The 20,333-nt window shown below is 46.2% G+C and carries 16 protein-coding genes; all 16 read right to left on the reverse strand.

Features of this window, described 5'->3' with window-relative positions; all coding sequences use genetic code 11:
- Positions 1-148: 148 nt before the first annotated feature.
- Positions 149-1,297 (reverse strand): cell division protein FtsZ, encoded by a 1,149-nt coding sequence (gene ftsZ / locus AC2CGA_RS03365; protein WP_003154424.1) that lies wholly within the window; start codon positions 1,295-1,297, stop codon positions 149-151.
- Positions 1,298-1,332: 35 nt separating this feature from the next.
- Positions 1,333-2,646 (reverse strand): cell division protein FtsA, encoded by a 1,314-nt coding sequence (gene ftsA, locus AC2CGA_RS03370; protein ID WP_003154425.1) that lies wholly within the window; start codon positions 2,644-2,646, stop codon positions 1,333-1,335.
- A 549-nt stretch (positions 2,647-3,195) separates the two neighbouring features.
- Positions 3,196-3,984, reverse strand: coding sequence for a cell division protein FtsQ/DivIB (locus tag AC2CGA_RS03375; protein ID WP_024085278.1), 789 nt, complete (start codon positions 3,982-3,984; stop codon positions 3,196-3,198).
- A gap of 129 nt (positions 3,985-4,113) precedes the next feature.
- Entirely contained in the window at positions 4,114-5,025 is a 912-nt protein-coding gene (gene murB / locus AC2CGA_RS03380) for a UDP-N-acetylmuramate dehydrogenase (protein WP_014304967.1), read from the reverse strand.
- Between the two features lie 25 nt (positions 5,026-5,050).
- Complete coding sequence (gene murG / locus AC2CGA_RS03385) at positions 5,051-6,142, reverse strand: undecaprenyldiphospho-muramoylpentapeptide beta-N-acetylglucosaminyltransferase (RefSeq protein ID WP_003154428.1); 1,092 nt, start codon at positions 6,140-6,142, stop codon at positions 5,051-5,053.
- Positions 6,143-6,258: 116 nt separating this feature from the next.
- Positions 6,259-7,359 (reverse strand): stage V sporulation protein E, encoded by a 1,101-nt coding sequence (gene spoVE / locus AC2CGA_RS03390; protein WP_003154430.1) that lies wholly within the window; start codon positions 7,357-7,359, stop codon positions 6,259-6,261.
- 58 nt (positions 7,360-7,417) lie between these two features.
- Positions 7,418-8,773, reverse strand: a complete 1,356-nt coding sequence (gene murD, locus AC2CGA_RS03395; protein WP_003154432.1) for a UDP-N-acetylmuramoyl-L-alanine--D-glutamate ligase — start codon at positions 8,771-8,773, stop codon at positions 7,418-7,420.
- Positions 8,774-9,748 (reverse strand): phospho-N-acetylmuramoyl-pentapeptide-transferase, encoded by a 975-nt coding sequence (mraY, locus tag AC2CGA_RS03400; RefSeq protein ID WP_007409707.1) that lies wholly within the window; start codon positions 9,746-9,748, stop codon positions 8,774-8,776. It lies immediately after the preceding gene.
- 107 nt (positions 9,749-9,855) lie between these two features.
- The gene (locus AC2CGA_RS03405; RefSeq protein WP_003154436.1) at positions 9,856-11,328 is read right to left on the reverse strand and encodes a UDP-N-acetylmuramoyl-L-alanyl-D-glutamate--2,6-diaminopimelate ligase; all 1,473 of its coding nucleotides are present in this window, start codon (positions 11,326-11,328) and stop codon (positions 9,856-9,858) included.
- A 195-nt stretch (positions 11,329-11,523) separates the two neighbouring features.
- The gene (locus AC2CGA_RS03410; protein ID WP_003154438.1) at positions 11,524-13,443 is read right to left on the reverse strand and encodes a stage V sporulation protein D; all 1,920 of its coding nucleotides are present in this window, start codon (positions 13,441-13,443) and stop codon (positions 11,524-11,526) included.
- A gap of 113 nt (positions 13,444-13,556) precedes the next feature.
- Entirely contained in the window at positions 13,557-15,701 is a 2,145-nt protein-coding gene (gene pbpB, locus AC2CGA_RS03415; RefSeq protein ID WP_046559578.1) for a penicillin-binding protein 2B, read from the reverse strand.
- A 6-nt stretch (positions 15,702-15,707) separates the two neighbouring features.
- Positions 15,708-16,061: a cell division protein FtsL gene (gene ftsL, locus AC2CGA_RS03420; RefSeq protein WP_003154442.1), complete on the reverse strand. Its 354-nt coding sequence runs from the start codon at positions 16,059-16,061 to the stop codon at positions 15,708-15,710.
- A 39-nt stretch (positions 16,062-16,100) separates the two neighbouring features.
- On the reverse strand, positions 16,101-17,036 hold the full coding sequence (gene rsmH, locus AC2CGA_RS03425) for a 16S rRNA (cytosine(1402)-N(4))-methyltransferase RsmH (RefSeq protein WP_003154444.1): 936 nt from the start codon (positions 17,034-17,036) through the stop codon (positions 16,101-16,103).
- A gap of 69 nt (positions 17,037-17,105) precedes the next feature.
- Positions 17,106-17,537, reverse strand: coding sequence for a division/cell wall cluster transcriptional repressor MraZ (gene mraZ, locus AC2CGA_RS03430; protein WP_003154445.1), 432 nt, complete (start codon positions 17,535-17,537; stop codon positions 17,106-17,108).
- Positions 17,538-17,662: 125 nt separating this feature from the next.
- Positions 17,663-19,282: a bacillithiol biosynthesis cysteine-adding enzyme BshC gene (gene bshC / locus AC2CGA_RS03435; protein ID WP_032856769.1), complete on the reverse strand. Its 1,620-nt coding sequence runs from the start codon at positions 19,280-19,282 to the stop codon at positions 17,663-17,665.
- 86 nt (positions 19,283-19,368) lie between these two features.
- The gene (locus AC2CGA_RS03440; RefSeq protein WP_032868805.1) at positions 19,369-20,250 is read right to left on the reverse strand and encodes a 2-dehydropantoate 2-reductase; all 882 of its coding nucleotides are present in this window, start codon (positions 20,248-20,250) and stop codon (positions 19,369-19,371) included.
- Positions 20,251-20,333: the final 83 nt, after the last annotated feature.

Below are 20,333 nucleotides of genomic sequence, written 5' to 3' on the forward strand. Positions count from 1 at the left end.
TGTAGAAAGCCGTATGAAACTAAAAAACAATCAATTCGTCATAGGTATAAAGCTTCTTTTTTCACTGTATAGATCATGGGGGATAGGAAGGAAGACTGTGCACAAAAAAGAAAAAGGACAAAACCATGTGGTCTTGTCCTTTTTTACATCAGCCGCGTTTGTTGCGGTTTCTTAAAAATGTAGGAATGTCGAGGGCATCATCCGCCGGTTGTGATGTATGGCGGTTCACCGTGTTTTGATGCTGTGTTTCTTCTCGTTTCGGCTCACGTTTCGCAGCGTTTTGGCTTTGAGACTTCAATCCTTGGTTTAAAGTCGGACGCTGCGGTTTTGAGTCATCTTTTTCCTGTTCGATAAAACCGGTCGCAATAACGGTGACGACGATTTCATCTTTCAGATTTTCATTGATAACTGAACCGAAAATCATATTGACATCAGGGTCAGAGGCAGAAGCGACGATGTCGGCTGCTTCCTGCACTTCGTAGAGGCTCAGGTTTGTACCTCCCGTAATGTTCATCAAAACACCTTGCGCTCCGTCGATTGCCGCTTCCAGTAACGGACTGGAGATCGCCTTTTTGGCGGCTTCAGCAGCACGGCTTTCTCCTGTAGCGATCCCGATACCCATCAATGCTGAACCTTTGTTGGACATGATGGTTTTGACATCGGCAAAGTCCAAGTTGATTAAACCAGGCGTTGCGATGAGGTCAGAGATACCTTGCACCCCTTGGCGAAGCACGTTATCAGCTTCACGGAATGCTTCAAGCATCGGTGTGTTTTTATCGACAATTTCAAGAATGCGGTCATTCGGAATAACGATCAGTGTGTCAACGGCTTCTTTCATTGCCGTGATACCGCCTGCAGCCTGCAGCTGGCGTTTTCTTCCTTCAAATGTAAACGGTCTTGTTACGACACCGACAGTCAAAGCGCCTAAGTCCTTTGCGATTTGAGCGATCACCGGTGCGGCTCCCGTTCCGGTACCGCCTCCCATTCCGGCTGTAACGAACACCATGTCAGCGCCTTTTAACGCTTCTTCGATTTGTTCCTTACTTTCTTCAGCGGCTTTTTTGCCGACTTCCGGATTCGCTCCCGCTCCGAGACCGCGGGTCAGCTTTTCCCCGATCTGCATTTTCACTTCCGCTTTTGACAGGTTAAGAGCTTGCGCGTCCGTGTTTACCGCAATATACTCTACACCCTGCACTTCATTTTCAATCATTCGGTTGACCGCGTTATTACCGCCGCCTCCTACTCCGATTACTTTAATTGATGCTAAGCCGTCTATGTTTGTTTCGAAATCCAACATGCTAAATCCTCCTAATCTGCCGAATGACTATCAATCTATTCCCAAAACATGCTTAATAGTTTTTTCATTTTGCTCGGTTTGTTGTGTTCGGCTTGTGTTTTTTGTTTTGCTTTTGGACGCTGCTGCGCCTCTGGCCGCTGATGATGTTCTTCTTCGTGAGAGACCGCGATTTCCTGCACGGCTTCTTCCGGCATATGAAAGCCTATTTTTCTTCCCTGAATTCTGGCATTTCGGCAGGCAAATTGTATCAAGCCGACACCCGTCATATACTGAGGGTCTCTTACACCGATGTAATTCGGGCTTGCGACCCTTACATTGTGCCTCAGCACTTCCTGTGCCAATGAAAGCACTCCGGGCATTGCGGCCTGTCCGCCGGTCAGCACAAAGCCGCCGGGCAGATCTGTAATTCCCATATGCTCAATTTCGGCTGCGGCAATCTCAAGAATCTCTTCCACTCTTGCTTCAATAATATTGGCAATTTCCTGCTGTGTAAAAGATTGCTTTTGATTCGTTCCTATGACGGTGACTTCAAATACTTCATCTTCTGAAGCCTCATCGTAGAATGCATGTCCGAATTGTTTTTTTACTCTTTCAGCCTCTTCGGTGGAAGTGCGCAATCCGATCGATACATCTTTCGTGATGTTTTCGCCTCCGAGCGGAATGACGGCTGTCTCCTTCAGGTGCCCCTGTTCAAATACCGCCACCGTCGTCGAGCCGCCGCCGATATCAATCATGGCGACTCCGAGGTTTTTTTCGTCTTTTGACAAAGCCGCCGAACCGGCCGCAAGCGGCTGCAGGCAGATATCAGTAATTTCAACGCCCGCTCTCTCCACACAGCGAAGTAAATTATGTAAGATCGTTTTGGAGCCGGTAATCAGCGTGCCTTCTACTTCCAGGCGCACTCCGAGCATTTTTTTCGGATCGGTAATTTCGTCTCTTCCGTCAACGATAAACTGTTTCGGAACGACGTCAACGATCAGCTGCTCATGCGGAACCGACACGACCTGTGCCGCTTCCATTACCCTGCGGACGTCTTCAACGTGAATTTCTTTGTTTTCACTGGAAACAGCGACAACGCCGTTCGTATCTTGAATATGAATATAATTTCCATTAACGCCGACAATGGCTTTTTTCAGCGGAAAACCTACCATTCTTTCAGCTTGGTCAAACGCTTTTCTTATAGAATGAACGGTTTCATCTATATCAACGATTGAGCCTTTTTTCAATCCTTCAGACGGTACATTTCCCACTCCGATAATGTTAAGGGAATCATCTGTCATTTCTCCGACGATCACTTTTGTATTGGACGTACCGATGTCAAGACTGACGTAAAGTTCATTGTTGTTCATTCTATGGCACCTCCTCACATTTCGATCAAATTCTATTCTATTATTTGCGGAACAACAATACAATGAATGTGGCTTTACAAGTGTGTAACAAAAACAACAGCATCAACAAATTCTTATCTGATTTCTCACAATTTATGTTTAATGAAACTATTCGTTATATTCTATGTATATCCTCTTTTATATCGCATTTTTTTTATTTTTTTTAGAGACGGCCCACCTTACCGTAAGATTTCCTGTCACGGTGCCATAATGTGCAAACCAGATGCAAATATACCCGCTTTCCATTAGTCTACACTAAGATGAACCTCCAGAAAAGCTATAGATATTGCCAGAAACATCCGAAAAAAGAAGAAACAGGAGGAAAATTCCAAATGCAATGTTCATTGAAGAAGACACGCCCATTGCATTGAGAATTTTCCCCTTGTCCGGCAGCCATATCCCGGGCAAAAACAAACATAGTCATAATTATTCCGCTATCGGTTATATCGGCTGCCCCGCTGATTGTAATAGATTCTTTTGAATCACCTTAAAATTAGTTCTTTAGAACTATTAATCATTTTCTTTTTTCTTGCCGGATTTACCTTTGTTAAATTCTTCAAAATACGTAGCGACTTCTAAGTGGATAATCCCCTTTTTCCCGCCGTCCAGCTGGGAAACGATAGAAGGATAGGTCTTCATCCGGTCGGCAAATGTTTTAATAGAAGCGGTAACTACATACCCGTCGTTCATATACAGCTTGATCCGGTCCTGGTCCATTTTTACCGGTGTATAATAGATTTCAGAAATCGACTGCTTTAGCGAACCGGAAAGCTTATCAAGCTGCTCCGCCATTTTGACCCGCTTTTTCGCGTTTGTCCAGTCAACCAAAATCGGGCCCGCGTCATCCGGCGTGACTTCGTTCGGCAGCACGGTGCCGTTCTCCAGCACTTCATAATACACATCATTCCGCTGCAGATACGCGATCGTCTTGTATTCTTCAATGTGAATGCTGACTTTATTAGGAAATACTTTTGAAAGATCCGCCTTTTTCACCAGTTTATTCTGCTCAATCTTTTCTTCTGTTTTTTTCTTGTTCAGACTCCAGAACTCGGTTTGTCCGTTATGTATATCAGAAAGCGCGTTGATCTCTTTTACAGACACGTTTTCGTTTCCGGAAACGGTGACAGAAGACACTTTGCTGATCGGCATCTGCAAGTACACGATGATCAGCACCATCATAAAAAAGAGCACAATGAATGAAATCAGCCGGCGGTTTGCTTTTTGTTTCCGCTGCTCTTTGATTTTCGGAATCCGCTCTTCAATATTTACGATTTTTTCTCTTTCATGATTTGGGTTCACTGCCTGTCCACCTCACTAAGAATGAAACAGCTTGACATTCGTCTGATTGAAAAACAAACGGCATGCTGTGATGCCGTTTGACATTTGTTAAAAGTATATCACATGAGCTCATGGAAATCAGAGAACCTTTTAACGATTCCCTCCGATGATTTCAACTTCCGTATGCATGTCAACATCATACTGCTCACGGATTGTCTTTTTCACATACTCAATCAGGTCGAGAACGTCCTTGGCAGTCGCTCCGCCGGCATTGACGATAAAATTCCCGTGCATTTCGGATACTTTCGCTCCGCCGATCTGATGTCCTTTTAATCCCGCTTTTTCAACGAGGTTTCCGGCATGATTCGGCAGCGGATTTCTGAATATGCTTCCGGCGCATGGGCTTGAATACGGCTGCGTATTTTTTCTGTAATCTTTGTTCTGCTGCATTTGCGCCGTAATGGCTTCCCGTTCCTTTTGCTCAAGCTGAAGAACTGCCTCGAGACAGACGCCGGGGCGTTTTTTCTGCAAAACAGACGTTCTGTAGCTGAAATCCATCTCTTCGTTTGTCAGCCATTCGATTGTGCCGTCTTCAAATAAGATACGGGCTTTCACAAGAATCTCACTCATATCAGATCCGTGCGCCCCGGCATTCATATAGACGGCCCCGCCGATTGATCCGGGAATGCCCGCTGCAAATTCGAGACCGGACATTCCTTTTTTACTCATGGAAGTCGCAAGCCGGACGACCGAATAGCCGCCTCCGACCGTCACCTGATCACCGTCAATCTCCAAATGATCCAGACCCGCGCCCAGTTTGATGACAACTCCTCTTATGCCTTCATCAAGCACGAGCAGATTTGAACCGCGGCCGATAACCGTCCATGGCAGATCATGTTTCTTCACAATATCCATAATATCTTTGACCGCTTCCACACTGTTGGGGATGATCAAAATGTCCGCCGGACCGCCGATTTTCATCGTTGTATGGTTCGCGAGCGGTTCTTGTTCCAGCACTTTGCCGACTTCGCGGTCTCTTAATTCCTGAATTACGTTCTCCATCATAAACCTCCGCATTCCATTTGCTCTATTTTTTTATGTCTTCCATGATACTGTACAGTCTGGCTGCCGCATCCGGAACACCGAGTGATTTTGTCCGCTCACTCATGTCTTTTAAGGTTTCTTCATTCATGACGATTTTGTCCAGCGCAGCGATCAGTTTTTCTCCGCTGAGCTCGGTTTCCTTCAGTACGATTGCAGCGTCATGCTGGCTGAGCGCCTTCGCATTGACTTCCTGGTGATTGGCTGTCACATACGGGCTCGGAATAAGCACGCTCGGAATGCCGAGAGCGGTGATCTCCGCAATCGTCGTCGCTCCGGCTCTTGCCACAATGACATCAATTGATTGTAAGTACTCCGGCATTTGGTGCAAAAACGGTTTTGTCACCATATTATCAGCGGCTTTTCCGCCTTTCAGCTCAGCCGTTACCTTCTCGTAATGCACTTCCCCGGTAATATAAAGCACTTGGTAAGGTCTCGTTTTCAATTCTTCCTGCATATCTATCACGGCACGGTTAATGGGAGCCGCGCCTCTGCTTCCGCCGAAAATGAGCACCGTTTTTTGATTGTCTTTCAGCCCGAACTCAGTTAATGAGCGGCCTGTCTTAATTGAGACGACTTCAGAGGCTCTCGGGTTTCCCGTAAACACAACTTTTTCAGCAGGAAAATGCGATTTTGCCTCTTCAAAGCAAATTGCCACCTTATTAACATATTTCGAGAGAAACTTATTTGTGATGCCGGGCAGGCTGTTTTGCTCATGAATGATCGTCGGAATTCCCATTTTTGCCGCCGCGTATACGACCGGACCGCATACATAGCCGCCTGTACCGATAACGGCATCCGGTTTAAACTCTTTTAAATATGATTTGCTTTTCTTCACGCCTTTTAAGAAACGCATGACGGTTTTTACATTTTCAAAAGAAAGTTTTCGTTTGAAACCTGTAATTTCAATGGCGCGGAACGGGATATTTTCCCGTTCAACAATTTTTTTCTCCAGACCGTTCTCTGTTCCGATATACAAAAATTCCACATCCGGATGCCGGCGCTGAACTTCTTTAATAAAGGCCAGGGCCGGATAAATATGTCCTCCGGTTCCGCCTCCGCTTACTGCAATACGCATTCGTATGTCCCCCTTAATCACATAGCGATAACCCTGTTTTTTAGGACAGGGTTATTGATGTTGTCTGTTTTTTTATAGATAACGAATAGATCATGAGTGATGAGGCAAGATACAGATCAATACCTCGAGTACCGGCTGACATTTAAAAGCACGCCGACCGCTGCGAGCATCAGCGTCAGTGATGAGCCTCCGTAGCTTAAAAACGGCAGCGTAATTCCTGTTACCGGGATCAGCCCCGTCACAACGCCGATATTAATCATGACTTGAATAGCTATCATAGAAATAATACCGATGGCGACAAAGCTTCCGTATAAATCCGGCGCGCCGAGGGCAATCCTGACGCCCCGCCATAATAAAATACTGAACAGCAGCAATATGAGCGAACCGCCGATAAAGCCGAGTTCCTCAGATAAAATAGCAAAAATGAAATCGGTTTGCGGCTCCGGCAGGTAAAAAAACTTTTGCCGGCTTTGGCCGAGCCCCATCCCGAACAGTCCCCCCGGACCTACGGCATAGAGCGACTGAATGATCTGAAATCCGCTTCCAAGCGGGTCCTCCCACGGGTTTAAGTAAGAGGTAATCCGTTTAATCCGATAAGGAGCGGACAGAACAAGCGCCGCAAATCCGCTTAAACCGATGAGTCCGAGGAACGCAAAATGAGCGATTCGCGCACCGGATACAAAAATCATCACGATGCACGTGCCCACCATTACCGTCCCCGTTCCCAGATCCGGCTGGCACATAATAATAATAAATGCAGAAAACACGATTCCGAGCGCGGGAACGAATCCGCGTCTGAATGACGTAATATTCTTCTGTTTTTCAGAAAGAAATTTAGCCAGAAACGCAATCATCGCGAGTTTCATAAACTCCGAAGGCTGAATGCTGAACGCTCCCACTCCGATCCAGCTTCTTGAACCGTTCCGCACCATTCCGACTCCCGGAATCAGCACAAGCACAAGCAGAAAAAAACAAATGATCAGAAGCAGCTTCGACCATGTGCGCCATGTCCAATAATCCACATTCATAATGAAAAACATGGCAATGACGCCGATCCCCGCAAACAGCAGCTGCCGTTTCGCGAAGAAAAACGAGTCGTCAAATTTATAATCCGCCCATACCGCACTTGCACTGTAGACCATAATTAATCCTATTGTTAAAAGCAATAACGTAATGATAACTAATAACAAATCAGGCGCTGTTTTTTTAGTAGTCAAAGCAATCGACACCCCAAGCATAAGTCATTTAGGGCTGCCGATGAACAGAGACAAGCCCTTACTTAAGCATATGCACGGCATCTATAAACATGTCACCGCGTTCTTCAAATGTTTTGAACTGATCCCAGCTCGCACACGCGGGTGACAAGAGGATGACGTCTCCTTCATTTGAGAGCGCAAACGCCGCAGATACTGCTTGTTCAACATTATCGACACGTTTGACATGTTGTATTCCCAGCTCATTGCCCAGTTTTTCTATCTTCGGCGCTGTCTGTCCGAACGTCAGGACCGCTTTGACATTGTCCATATACGGTTTCAGATCGTCAAAACCGTTGCCGCGGTCCAGTCCGCCTGCAAGCAGAATAACCGGTGCTTTGAACGCGGAGAGCGCTTTGCTTGTGGCCAAAATATTCGTCGCTTTGCTGTCATTATAAAATTTACGATTCCGGATTGCTGTTACATACTGCAGACGGTGTTTGACACCGGTAAAGCTTGTCAGCACCTTCTGAATCGCTTTATTAGACGCGCCCGCCGTTTTTGCCGCGGCTACAGCGGCCAATATATTTTCTAAATTGTGCGCGCCCGGCAGCACGATGTCATCAACAGGCAGAATCGCTTCATCGCCGAACATCAGCATTCCGTCTTTAATAAATGCGCCGCTTGACAGTTCCTGGTGCACTGAAAACGGAACGGTGCCGGCTTTTCCGCTTTCGGCAAGCCGCACGACTGTTTCATCGCTTTGATTCACGATGGCCGTATCACTCTCAAGCTGATGAAGATACACGTTCTGCTTGGCTTTTTCATAGTTTTCACGGCTGTGATGGTAATCCAAATGAGCGTCGAACACATTTAAAATCAGGCCGATTTCAGGTCTGAACGCATGAGTCCCCATAAGCTGGAACGAAGAAAGCTCTGTGACGATCCATTCATCACCGTCAGCATGATAAGCCACTTCACTGGCGACAGTGCCGATATTTCCTGCGATCAGCGCCTTTATCGAGTCAGCTTTCAGCATTTCATAAATCAGGGTCGTCGTTGTTGTTTTCCCGTTTGAACCTGTAATGCCGATGAATTTTGCATTGGTGATATAATACGCAAGCTCGATTTCCGTCCAAACCGGGATGCCTCTTCTTTGCGCTTCCTCCACCATGATATTTTCATACGGGATTCCGGGATTTTTGATCAGAATGGTAATGTGATGCTGATCAAAAAGTGACGTCGGATGCTCACCGCAGATGACCTCGATTCCTCTTTCTGAAAGCCTTTGGGCAGGTTCGTTCTCTTCAAAGGCTTTTTGATCATTCACGACGACGTTAATGCCTTTTTCATGAAGAATCGACGCAGCCGCATATCCGCTTTTCGCCAGTCCGAGGACCAGAAAGTTTTGTTTTCGCAAAAAAAGTTCGTTTTCCACTTATAACCACACCTCGATGTAAATTCCTAAAACGGCAAGCAGCAGTCCCGCAGTCCAGAATGTGACGACAACTCTCCATTCAGACCATCCGACCAATTCGTAATGGTGGTGAAGCGGACTCATCTTAAAGATTCGTTTTCCTGTCGTTTTAAAGCTGATGACTTGTAAGATAACAGATAAGGTCTCAATAACAAAAACTCCGCCGATAATGACGAGCAGAATTTCAAGCTTCGTCAGAATGGCAACGGTCACGATCGCTCCTCCGAGCGCAAGCGAACCGGTATCCCCCATAAATACTTTGGCGGGATGGGCGTTGAATACAAGAAAACCGAGAACGGCGCCGACAACGGCAACCGAGAAAATCGCAACGTCATATTGTGACTGGTTCCACGCAAGGATGGCGAAAGCGCCGAATGCGATAGCCGCGGTACCGGACAAGAGACCGTCCAGACCGTCTGTCAGGTTGACGGCATTTGAACCTCCGACAAGCATAAAGAGAACGAGGATAAAGTATCCCCAGCCGAGATCGATTGACAGATGTGTGCCCGGCACCCTGATGCCGGTTGAAAAATGGCAATAATGATATACTCCGTAAAATACAATGGCAATAATGATCTGGCCGATCAATTTCTGCTTCGACGTCAATCCGAGATTCCGTTTCATTACTACTTTAATATAGTCATCCAGAAAGCCGAGCAGGCCGTATCCGATCGTAACAAACAGCAGAAGAAACATTTCCGCGCTCAGATGCGAAAATTTCTGCGTCATGACAATCGCCGTAATGGCGATGGATACGATAATCATGACCCCGCCCATCGTCGGCGTCCCTGATTTTTTCATATGTGATTTCGGCCCCTCTTCCCTGATACTTTGGCCGAATTTTAAACGTCTTAAAAACGGGATAAGAATCGGAGATATCAGAACACTGATTAAAAATCCCATTATTATTGTAAATAAAATCACTTGCTCAAGCATTGCTCTTTTCTCCTCCCGTTTCGTTCAAACGACATACGTATTTATCATATTCACATTGTGTCCCCGTAATTCTTTTCATTTCACTCATTCTAACACTCTTTCCTGTTTTACTTTTTATTCAGCTCAACAATAGCTCTTCCCGCTACTTCGGCGTCATCAAAGTCGAATGTTTCATTGCCGATCTGCTGATAGGTTTCATGCCCTTTCCCGGCAATCAGAACCACATCTCCCTTTTTCGCGTTGGCAATAGCAAAAAAGATAGCCTGCTCGCGGTTTGCGATACTGTGATAGTAGGTGCCTTCTACCCCTCTTTCCATATCTCTTAATATGGCCAGCGGGTCCTCGCTTCTCGGGTTATCTGAAGTGAAAATCGGTTCGTCGGCAATCCGCACCGCAATTTCCGCCATTTTCGGGCGTTTCGTTTTATCCCGGTCTCCGCCGCAGCCGACGACGACGAAAAGCTTGCCCTCTGTCATGTCTTTGCATGTATTCAGAACGTTTTCCAGACTGTCAGGCGTGTGCGCGTAATCGACGACCACAGGAAACGGCTGATTATGATTCACCAGTTCAAACCGGCCTCTGACACCTTGCAGCTCTTCAAGAGCGCTCGTGATCGTATCAAACGGCAGACCCGCTGCGATCGCTGTCGCCGCTGCAGCCAGTACGTTATACACGTTGAAGCGGCCGACGAGTGAAACCGTGATCTGCTTTGTTCCTTTTGGCGTAACGAGTTCAAAACTTGTGCCTTGCGCAGAGATCTCGATTTGTTTCGCCATGACATCGGCATCGTTCTCGATTCCGTATGTAAGGATGTGCGCCGCCGTCACTTTTTCAAAATAAGCACTGGCTTTGTCATCTGCGTTTAAAACGGCCCGCTTCGGCTTTTCATGGTTAAAGGAGCCGCCCAGCTGGGAAAACAGGAGGCTTTTAGCCTGTCTGTAGTCTTCCATCGTCTTGTGATAGTCTAAATGGTCCTGCGTCAGGTTCGTGAATACGGCGATATCATAATCGCAGCCGTGAACCCTGCCGAGTGACAGAGCGTGAGAAGACACTTCCATAATAGCTGTGTCAACATGCTCATCATTCATTTTCTTGAACGTTTTTTGCAGTGTGACGCTTTCGGGCGTTGTATTTTTGACCGGGAATGTCTCATCCCCGATTTTAATGTACATCGTTCCGATTAAACCGGTCTGTCTTCCCGCTTTTTTGAAAATCTCATCAACCATGTGCGTCGTTGATGTTTTGCCGTTTGTGCCGGTGATGCCGATAAGCTGAAGCTGCTTTGTCGGCTGCCCGTAAAACGCGTCAGAAAGAACGCTGAGCGCCCGCTGTGACCGGCGGACGATAATGACAGGAACATCGACGTCAAGCTCTTTCTCGGCAACGATGGCCGCTGCGCCGTTTTCTGCGGCTTTTTGGGCGAAATCATGTCCGTCTACCGTATACCCTTTTATACACACAAAAAGACTCCCTTTTCTCACTTCCCTGGAGTCCATCTCAATTGAAGTTATGTCAGGGTCATGAAAGTCATTTTGAACAGGTTCGGCCATTAAATATGTAAGCAGCTTTGTAAGTTTCATTGTATCAAACCTCTCAGAAATTCTATTCATTCTTTTATCATGATAACCGTTTATAAAAGTCAGAATGGCTTTTAAACATACAGTTCATATTTTAGCGTAAATAAAAGGATACATCCAGTTAATCTTAAAAGTTATCTTCTTTTTTTCTCTTTATGATAAAAGGCAGCCGAAAACAATCGGCTGCCTCAAAAAGACTCATTCTTCACTCAAGTAAACACGGATCTTTGAGCCTTCTTTTACTTTCGTTCCGGCTGCAGGTGATTGTTTCACAATTTTGCTTCCTTTTCCTGAGGAGTCAATATTCAAATTGACAAGCAGCGACTCAAGATCAGAGACAGACATCCCTACAACATTCGGAACCTCTATTGTTTTTGTGTCGTTCCATTGATATTTTTTCTCGATTTGATTTTTTCGCGGTTTCACGCCGAGCTCCGGCAGACTGTCTCTCATCATATTTCCGACAATCGGCGCGGCGACGGTTCCCCCGAATTGAATCGTGCCTTTCGGATTATCAACCGCGACATACACGACGAGACTCGGGTCATCAGCCGGCGCAAAACCGATAAAGGAGACGATATGGTTGTTTTCGAGATATTTGCCGTCTTTGACCTTTTGTGCGGTACCTGTTTTTCCGCCGACGCGATATCCTTCCACGAAGGCATTCCGCCCCGTTCCCTGAGCGACGACGCTTTCTAAAGCATATCTGATCTGCTTTGACGTTTCCTGGGAAATAACTTGCCTTTTCGCAATCGGCGATTGTTTCTTAACTGTTTTTTTCGTAACGGGATCAACCCACTCTTTGGCGATAAACGGAGTATAAAGCGTTCCGCCGTTTATTGCTGCGGAAACGGCTGCCACCTGCTGAATCGGCGTGACGGAAACCCCTTGTCCGAAAGCGGTTGTCGCCTGTTCGACCGGGCCGACTCTGTCAAGCGGGAATAAAATCCCCGTTCCTTCCCCTTGCAGATCAATGCCTGTTTTCTTTCCAAAGCCGAAGTCCTTAATATATTGAAACAGCTTTTGTTTTCCGAGCCGTTCCCCCAGCTGTACAAACCCGGGGTTGCAGGAATTTTGAACGACTTCAAGATAAGATTGCGAACCGTGGCCGCCCTTTTTCCAGCATCGGAGGCGGGCGCCGTCAACCTCGGCAAATCCTTTGTCATAAAAGTGGTCTCTTTGCAAGTTTACTTTTTGCTCTTGGAGAGCCGCCGCAAGCGTAATAATCTTAAAGGTCGAACCCGGTTCATATGTGCTCCATACCGGCAGGTTCCGGTTGTAAACGGACGGATCCACCGATTGATAGTCAGCCGGATCAAAATCAGGACGGCTTGACATGCCGAGCACTTCCCCGTTTTTCGGATTCATTGCGACCGCAATCATTCCGTCCGGGTTATATTTCGCCGCTGCATTGTCGAGCTCCCTTTCTATAATCGTCTGAACCTTGGCGTCAATCGTCAATTTCATATCAAGTCCGTCTTTCGGAGGGGTGTAATCATCCGCTTCATCAGGCATTTTCTTCCCCTTGGCATCCGTATAAAATTTCACAGATCCCTTGACACCTTTTAAGTCATCATCATAATAAGCCTCCAATCCGAGAAGGCCCTGGTTATCAATACCGGCAAAACCGAGAACATGGGACAAAAAGCTTCCGTACGGATAATGACGGATGCTGTCTTCAGCCACATAAACCCCTTTTAAGTCGAGCGCTTTGATTTCTTTCGCTTTTTTATTGGAAATTTTCCGCCCCTCGGGTGAGATTTTTTCTATGGAGGTTTTCTTAGTAATATGTTTGTAGACCTTCTCTTCCGACATATTTAAAACTGACGCGAGAAGCTTGCCCGTTTTTATGGGATTTTGAATCTGGCGCGGTACGACAAAGACGGTCGGCGCGCTTTTATTCGTAGCCAGCTTCACGCCGTTTCGGTCAAGGATCTCTCCCCGCTCAGGCTCAAACGGCAAATTCCGGCTCCAGGAATCCTTAGCCAGTGAAGTCAGCTTTTCTCCCATCACAAATTGGACATAGCCTAATCTGCTGTCAATGATCAAAAAAATGATTACGCCAAAAAGCAAAACCAGTAATAAACGTTTTCGAACCGTTACATTTGAAACGCGCAAGGGACCGTCCACTCCTTATTTAGGCTTGTTTCAATTTATGCCTCAGCTTGGACACATAGAACGGCGGCGCATAAAAAAGAAGCCCGCGGGCATCCGCGGACTTCTCTGTCCCGTTAATCAGGATTTTTAAATTTCACCTTAATCACGGTATTTTCTTTCAGTTCTTTGCCTTTTTTCACACTTTGGCTTGAAGCGTAACCTTCACCGCTCACATCGATGTGAATGCCTGATACTTTGCTGAATTGAAGCACTTCCCGTCTCGACCATCCGGACATATCCGGCATCGTCATCTTTCCGTCTGTTTTTAAGAAGATTTTCTGATTGGTGATCACATCTTCTCCGGCTGTCGGATACTGCTCTTTTACGGCAACATCGCTGCCGATGACAATCGGTGTGAGATGTTCATTTTTCGCTTCCTTCTCAGCGCCCGTGACTGTCTTATCTGTCAGGTCAGGCATCTTTTGGCTTTTCGTTTCTTCCTGACCGGAATCTGTTTTTTCCGTCGGTTCGATATTCATGTAGTGGAGGCTGTTTTTCATCGTCGGGTTAAAGATTTCCGCAACAGGATCAGAGCTGCTTTGCCCCGCTTTTAACTGCGGCTGCTGCACGGCTACATAGATGACGAGCTTAGGATCATTTTTCGGCGCCATGCCCATGAATGAAAACACATAGTTGCTCGTTCCCCTTAAATATCCGCCCGTCCCGGCGATTTGTGCGGTTCCCGTTTTACCCGCGACGTCAAAACCTTCAATTTTATAAGGTTTCCCCGTTCCGATGTCTGATGTCACGACTTCTCCGAGCAGGTTCCGGACTTTTTTCGCCGTATCGGCTGAAATCGGCGTGCCTACTTGCTCTGGTTTTGTCTGCTTGACGACTTTTTTCGTATCGGGGTCGACAATATGATCAATGACGTAAGGTTTCATCATTTTGCCGTTATTAGCAATCGCCGTGACGGCCTGAAGCTGCTGGATCGGTGTTATCGCCGATGCTTGGCCGTAAGCCGTAGACGCTTTGTCAAAATCATATTTGTAGTTAATTTTACTTGATACTTCACCGGGCAGATCAATCCCTGTTTTTTGATAGAGCCCGAATTTGTGCAGGTACTCATTAAACCGGTCAAACCCCAGTTTTTCATTGGCCAGTTTGGCGAAAGCAACATTCGATGACCTCATGAGGCCGTCATGGAAGCTTGTCATACCCCATCCGGCGCCATCGTTCCAATCTTTAACAGGTCCGCCTCCCACTTTATATGTTCCTGATTTATATTTCTCGTTTGCGGAAAACACATTTTCCTGAATCGCCGCGGCAAGCGTAAAGATCTTCATCGTCGATCCCGGTTCATACGCGTACGACACTAAGTCGTTGTAATAATTGGTGACGTTTCTGATATTCGGGTCAAAACTCGGACGCTGCCCCATCGCAAGCACTTTGCCTGTTTTCGGTTCTACGACAGCCGCCATAATTTTTTTCGGTTTATATTTTTCCGCTACTTTCGTCATGCTGTCTTCTAGAAAGGTTTGAATTTTCTGATCAATGGTTAAATATACATTGTCACCGTTTTTAGGTGCGGTGATTTTTTCTTTGCTGTTCGGAAGTTTCCAGCCGGATTTATCACTTTCGTAAGTGACGGACCCGTCACGTTCCGTCAGATAGTTATTCAGTATTTTTTCAAGCCCTAAAGAGCCTTGTATCTCGTTTGTTTTTTCATTCACATCGGCATAGCCGAGAACATTTGACAAAAATATGCCGTTCGGATAGTAGCGCTTCGTATCTCTTAAGAAAGAAATACCCGGAAGATCCATTTTTTCGATCTTTTGTTTTTTCGCATAAGAGATATCGCGGCCGGCTGAACCGAATTCCACCTGCTTCGCGCCATTCCTGTTTAAGATGTCCAGAATCTCGCTTTTATCAAGATTGATAACGGTCGCCAGTTTTTCCGCCGTTTTCTCTTTGTCTTTGACATGCTGAGGATGCTTCGGATCACTCGTCATTTTTTTATCAAGCACGGCAATGAGCTTATATGTCGCCGTGTCCTCTGCAAGCACTTTGCCGTTCCGGTCAAGAATAGAGCCGCGGCTCGCTTCTATCGTCCGCTTTTTTTCGTGCTGCTCGGTCGCTTTTGTTGCAAGTTCTACTCCGTTTGCTTTACCGGTTAATTGAATGTACGCCATTCTCCCGAGAATGACAAAGAAAAAGAGAGCGAAACAAATACTGAGTATCGCTGCTCCTCTGTTCATAAACTTATTTTTTTTCGGCATGGGTTATCATTCCTGTATGTTTTTCACTTTTTTATCTTTCAGATTCAAACCGTGCTTTTTAGCGATATCCATCAGGCGCTGCGGCTGGCTTAAGTCAGCAGCCGTCTTTTCGAGATCACCGATCTGCTTATTCTTCTCAGATACTTTCTCCTCCAGTTTTTGCACCTCAATATTGGATTGGTACGCCGCGTATGCCTTTGATACGATAAACATTGATGTGGAGAGAACGGCAATGGCAAACAGGACGAGCAGCACCTTTTCCCCGAGTGTAATGGAAGCCCTCTTTTTGACAATCACCTTTTTTTCGGGACTTATCACTGGCCGTTGTTGTTTTTCCTGCTGGTAAGCTAAGTTGCTCATAGGCTGATGACCTCCTTTAATGTTGTCATTTGCTGCCCGTTATTTTCGTTTCTCCGCAATGCGGAGCTTCGCTGACCGGGCGCGGTTATTTTCTTCAAGCTCCTCTTTTGATGCCGTAATGGGCTTTCTCGTAATCAGTTTTAATTCCGGTTCAAATTCTTCCGGTATCACGGGAAGACCCGGAGGCAGTTCGGGAAGTGATGATTTTTCCTTGAATGTCGTCTTGCACATTCTGTCTTCCAGCGAGTGAAAAGTGATCACAGACACCCTTCCGCCCGGCTTCAGCACCTCTATCGCTTGCAAGAGGGCCTCTTCAAATACCTGAAGCTCGTCGTTTACGGCGATTCGAATGGCTTGGAATACACGTTTGGCCGGATGACCTCCGCTTCTTCTTGCCGGAGCCGGTATCGCGTCCTTTATTAGATCGACCAGTTGGCCGGTTGTTTGAATAGGCGATTTTTCTCTTGCCTCTTCAATTTTCCGGGCGATCTGCTTGCTGAATTTTTCTTCTCCGTATTTAAAGAAAATCCTCACAAGGTCCTCATACCGCCATTCATTTACGACTTCTTTCGCCGTAAGGGCGGCCGACTGGTCCATCCTCATGTCCAGCGGTGCGTCATGATGATAACTGAATCCCCGTTCCGGTGTATCAAGCTGCGGAGAGGATACTCCTAAATCAAATAAAATTCCGTCGACACTCGTAATGCCGTGTTCATGTAAACACTCTTTTAAATAACGAAAGTTGCTTTTTACCAGAATGAGCTGTCCTTTGTATTCGGACAATGTTTTCTGTGCGTTTTCAAGCGCCGTGTCATCTTGGTCAAAGGCGATCAGGCGTCCTTTTTCCGATAATTGCTGCAATAAATATGTACTGTGCCCGGCGCCGCCAAGGGTGCAGTCCACATAGGTTCCGTCCGGTTTGATATTTAAACCGTCGACGGTTTCACGAAGAAGTACTGTCTTATGCTGAAACATTTGTGTCGGTCCCACCTTTATCAGGAATGAATTGAATTGTCAGTTGTTGTTGTGATGCACGAAGATCCATTATATATCAAATCCAATCATGTTTTCAGCAATTTCAGCGAATGAATCTTCTTGCTCTTCTGTGTATTGTTCCCATATTACCTTACTCCACAATTCAATTCGATTGGAAACCCCGATGACAACACATTCTTTTTCCAGTTTTGCGTAATTCAGAAGAGATGACGCAATATTAACCCTTCCCTGCTTGTCCAGTTCGCATTCGGTCGCACCGGAAAAAAAGAATCGGGTAAATGCGCGGGCGTCTTTTTTGGTGAGCGGCAGAGCCTTCAGCTTTTCTTCAATCAGCTTCCATTCATTCATCGGATAGCCGAAAAGGCATTGGTCAAGTCCTCTTGTCAGCACAAACTGCTCACCGAGGCCTTCTCTGAATTTTGCGGGTACGATCATGCGGCCCTTTGCATCAATTGTATGCCGGTATTCACCCATAAACATGATAAGGACCCCCACTTTCTCCCCTAAACTCACCACTATCCGCCACTTCTCTCCACAACCTCATTTTACACTGTTTACACATAAAAAAAAACCCTGAACTATTCAGGGTTCTTTAAAACTTTATTTCAAAGTTTGACAATCTGATGTTGGTTTTGAAAAGAAAATGGCAGATGTTTGAAGGTTGTGAAGAATTTTGGACCGTAACGGTTCAAATAATACATTACATTCCAAATCCGTTCCTGCGGAGCGCCGAGCGGTCTGATGCTGTTTTGGATTCTTTCATAGTCACGCAGCACAAAACCTTCTTTTTCTTCAATTCTTTTCGTTACCGTCCGTTCTAAAAACAAGAGCTGATCCTGAATGAAGGCGGCATTCTTCTGTAAGAGCGGCTCAAGGCTTGAATCGACCTTCAGCGCTTCGTTCCTTGCGCTTTTATGGACAGCTTCAATCTGCGACTTCGCCTGTTCCATTACAGAAGAAAACTCTTCCGGAATCTGCTCTTCAAAATAAGCGTCTTTCAGGTGTCCGGTGCCGTGTTCGATCGCTTCCTGAAGCGGAATATTCCGTTCTGAAAGCTTCTTTTCAATATGGCGCTCAAGAATCGTAATGTTCAGTCTCGGCACTACCGGCGTCATGCGGAAGCCCATTAATGAGAAAGCCTGCTTCAGCTCACCCCAATAATTGATCTCCCCCGGTCCCGCGATAAACGCCAGAGTCGGGATGAGAAACTCCTGCATAAGCGGCCTTGTCACAACGTTATTGCTGAAACATTCCGGTTTTTCTTCCATATGGGTATGAAGCTCGTCGTTCGTCCACTTCAGGTCAAGCTCCTTAATGACAAAAACGCCGTTTTCTTTTTCAATTAAGAAACGCTCTCCCTCGTGTTCGTAAAACAGATTAGCCTGATCTTTGTCCGATTCAATAATCGGGTGATAACCGGCTTCCCGCATAAGACGCTGCTGGTCTGACACGGCTTTGGCAAGCTCGTGATTGTGTTTTAAAATCTGCTGAAACATACCCGTTTCCAGCTTTTTAATCCCCGGATCTCCCGAATTCATCAGAATAAGGCCTTCTTCTTGAAACAAGTCGGCGATCAACAGCTCAAAAAAGTCCGTGAATGTCTCTGATGAGCGTAAACATCGCTTCACGTTTTGAAGGAGTGTGTTTGTGTGATCCGTTTCCTCAAAAGCAGCGAACACTTCATCAATCCAAGCCGCGCATTTTTCCTGATCAAGCTCGGTTTTAGCCGCCGATGTTTTTTTCCAGTACGACTGCGGCAGTTTCCGCTTCACCGGACCTTTATTCTCTGTTGACGTATGCACATAATTAATTTCTTCCAGATCGTGATCTTCACCCGCCACCCAGAAAATCGGAGCGACAGGAATCTGCAGCGCCTCTTCCTGCTGTCTGGCAAGTACGATAATGGAGATAATTTTATGTATGGTGTAAAGAGGCCCCGTTAAAAGACCGGCCTGCTGGCCGCCTACAACCGCTGCGCTTTTTGGATCTCTCAGTTTTTCGATGGAGGCCTGCATGGCGGCGGAGTGAAATTTTTCGTGATAGGAGGATAAATAATCCGCTAATTCCTCTCTGGCAAACGGCCGCGAAGAGAGGTCATGAAGCCGCTTTTGCCATACGTCCTCTGAATGAATATCATAATCAAAAAATGAAGACATGTTTTCTCCATCTATATAGTGCTGCACAAACTTATTTTGACTTTTGATGGAAAGTTCAGTTAGCTGCATCTGTCTGGAACTTCCTTTCTCCAATAAATAGTTAGGTTTCCGAAATGAGTATAGCATGTTACCGGAAAACCTCAAAAGACTTTGTTTCAGTTTCTTTCTAACGCTTTTATGCTGCGGTGTAAAAACGTGAGATGAACGGCCGGCAATCCGCGGCTTTCCGCTTCTTTTACAAGGTAGCCGATAATCGCATCGGCCTCTGTCCGCCTGCCTGCCATGATATCGACGAGCATGGAAGAATGATTTTTTTCCGTCAGTCTGCAAACTTCGCAAACCTTGTTCCACGCTTTTTCTCTATCGGCGAGGCCAAGTATTGTCTCCGCTTCTTCAAACACATTTCTCATATATTTTTTGTAAGCGTCATTTCTTAACAGCTCTCCGTTTTTCACGCGCAGCAATGCAGTTAACGGGTTGATGCATACATTGATGATCAGTTTTCCCGTTAAAAGCCGATACCAGTCGTTTTCATCATATACGGGAAAATCCCGGTGCATGCCGGAAAAGATGCTTTTGAGCGTTTCCGGCCGGGATGCGCTGAATACACTCCATCTTACGGCTCCCGCTCCCGTATGTTCAACGGCATGATCCGATATCTTTTTTGCTCCGTGCTCAACAGTGCCGGCATAAAGCGAATGATCCGTATGCCAATCTCTAATGTCGTGTATGTGTCCCATGCCGTTTTGCAAAAACAGCACATTCGTCCCTTTTACCGTCTCAAGATCCCGCAGCACAGCACTGAGCTGGTGCTGTTTAACGGCTGCGATTAAGAGGTCGAATCCGGAAGTGATGCCTGTTTGCGCTCTGCATGCCGCCGTACATTCTATTCCGTCTTTCAAAAGCCGTATACCGCCTGAGTTAATCGCATCAGCCTGCTCCGTCCGCCGCGTAATGACTGTTACCTGATGGCGGGACGATAAGTAGTAAGCACATAAAAGGCCTACCGCTCCGCCGCCGATAATTCCGATTTTCACACTGTCACACCCTATATCTGCATTTTTCCATATTATCATAGCAGAAGCCGCCGCAAATTACTTCAATTTCGTTTTGAGCAAAA

The organism is Bacillus sp. SYZHCR11 (assembly GCF_057196865.1).

What these genes read in the sequence shown, in the direction of transcription:
- ftsZ (WP_003154424.1), bottom strand. Translation starts at nt 1,297, where the DNA reads ATGTTGGATTTCGAAACAAACATAGACGGCTTAGCATCAATTAAAGTA.
- ftsA (WP_003154425.1), bottom strand. Translation starts at nt 2,646, where the DNA reads ATGAACAACAATGAACTTTACGTCAGTCTTGACATCGGTACGTCCAAT.
- murB (WP_014304967.1), bottom strand. Translation starts at nt 5,025, where the DNA reads ATGGAGAACGTAATTCAGGAATTAAGAGACCGCGAAGTCGGCAAAGTG.
- murG (WP_003154428.1), bottom strand. Translation starts at nt 6,142, where the DNA reads ATGCGTATTGCAGTAAGCGGAGGCGGAACCGGAGGACATATTTATCCG.
- mraY (WP_007409707.1), bottom strand. Translation starts at nt 9,748, where the DNA reads ATGCTTGAGCAAGTGATTTTATTTACAATAATAATGGGATTTTTAATC.
- AC2CGA_RS03405 (WP_003154436.1), bottom strand. Translation starts at nt 11,328, where the DNA reads ATGAAACTTACAAAGCTGCTTACATATTTAATGGCCGAACCTGTTCAA.
- pbpB (WP_046559578.1), bottom strand. Translation starts at nt 15,701, where the DNA reads ATGCCGAAAAAAAATAAGTTTATGAACAGAGGAGCAGCGATACTCAGT.
- ftsL (WP_003154442.1), bottom strand. Translation starts at nt 16,061, where the DNA reads ATGAGCAACTTAGCTTACCAGCAGGAAAAACAACAACGGCCAGTGATA.
- rsmH (WP_003154444.1), bottom strand. Translation starts at nt 17,036, where the DNA reads ATGTTTCAGCATAAGACAGTACTTCTTCGTGAAACCGTCGACGGTTTA.
- mraZ (WP_003154445.1), bottom strand. Translation starts at nt 17,537, where the DNA reads ATGTTTATGGGTGAATACCGGCATACAATTGATGCAAAGGGCCGCATG.
- bshC (WP_032856769.1), bottom strand. Translation starts at nt 19,282, where the DNA reads ATGCAGCTAACTGAACTTTCCATCAAAAGTCAAAATAAGTTTGTGCAG.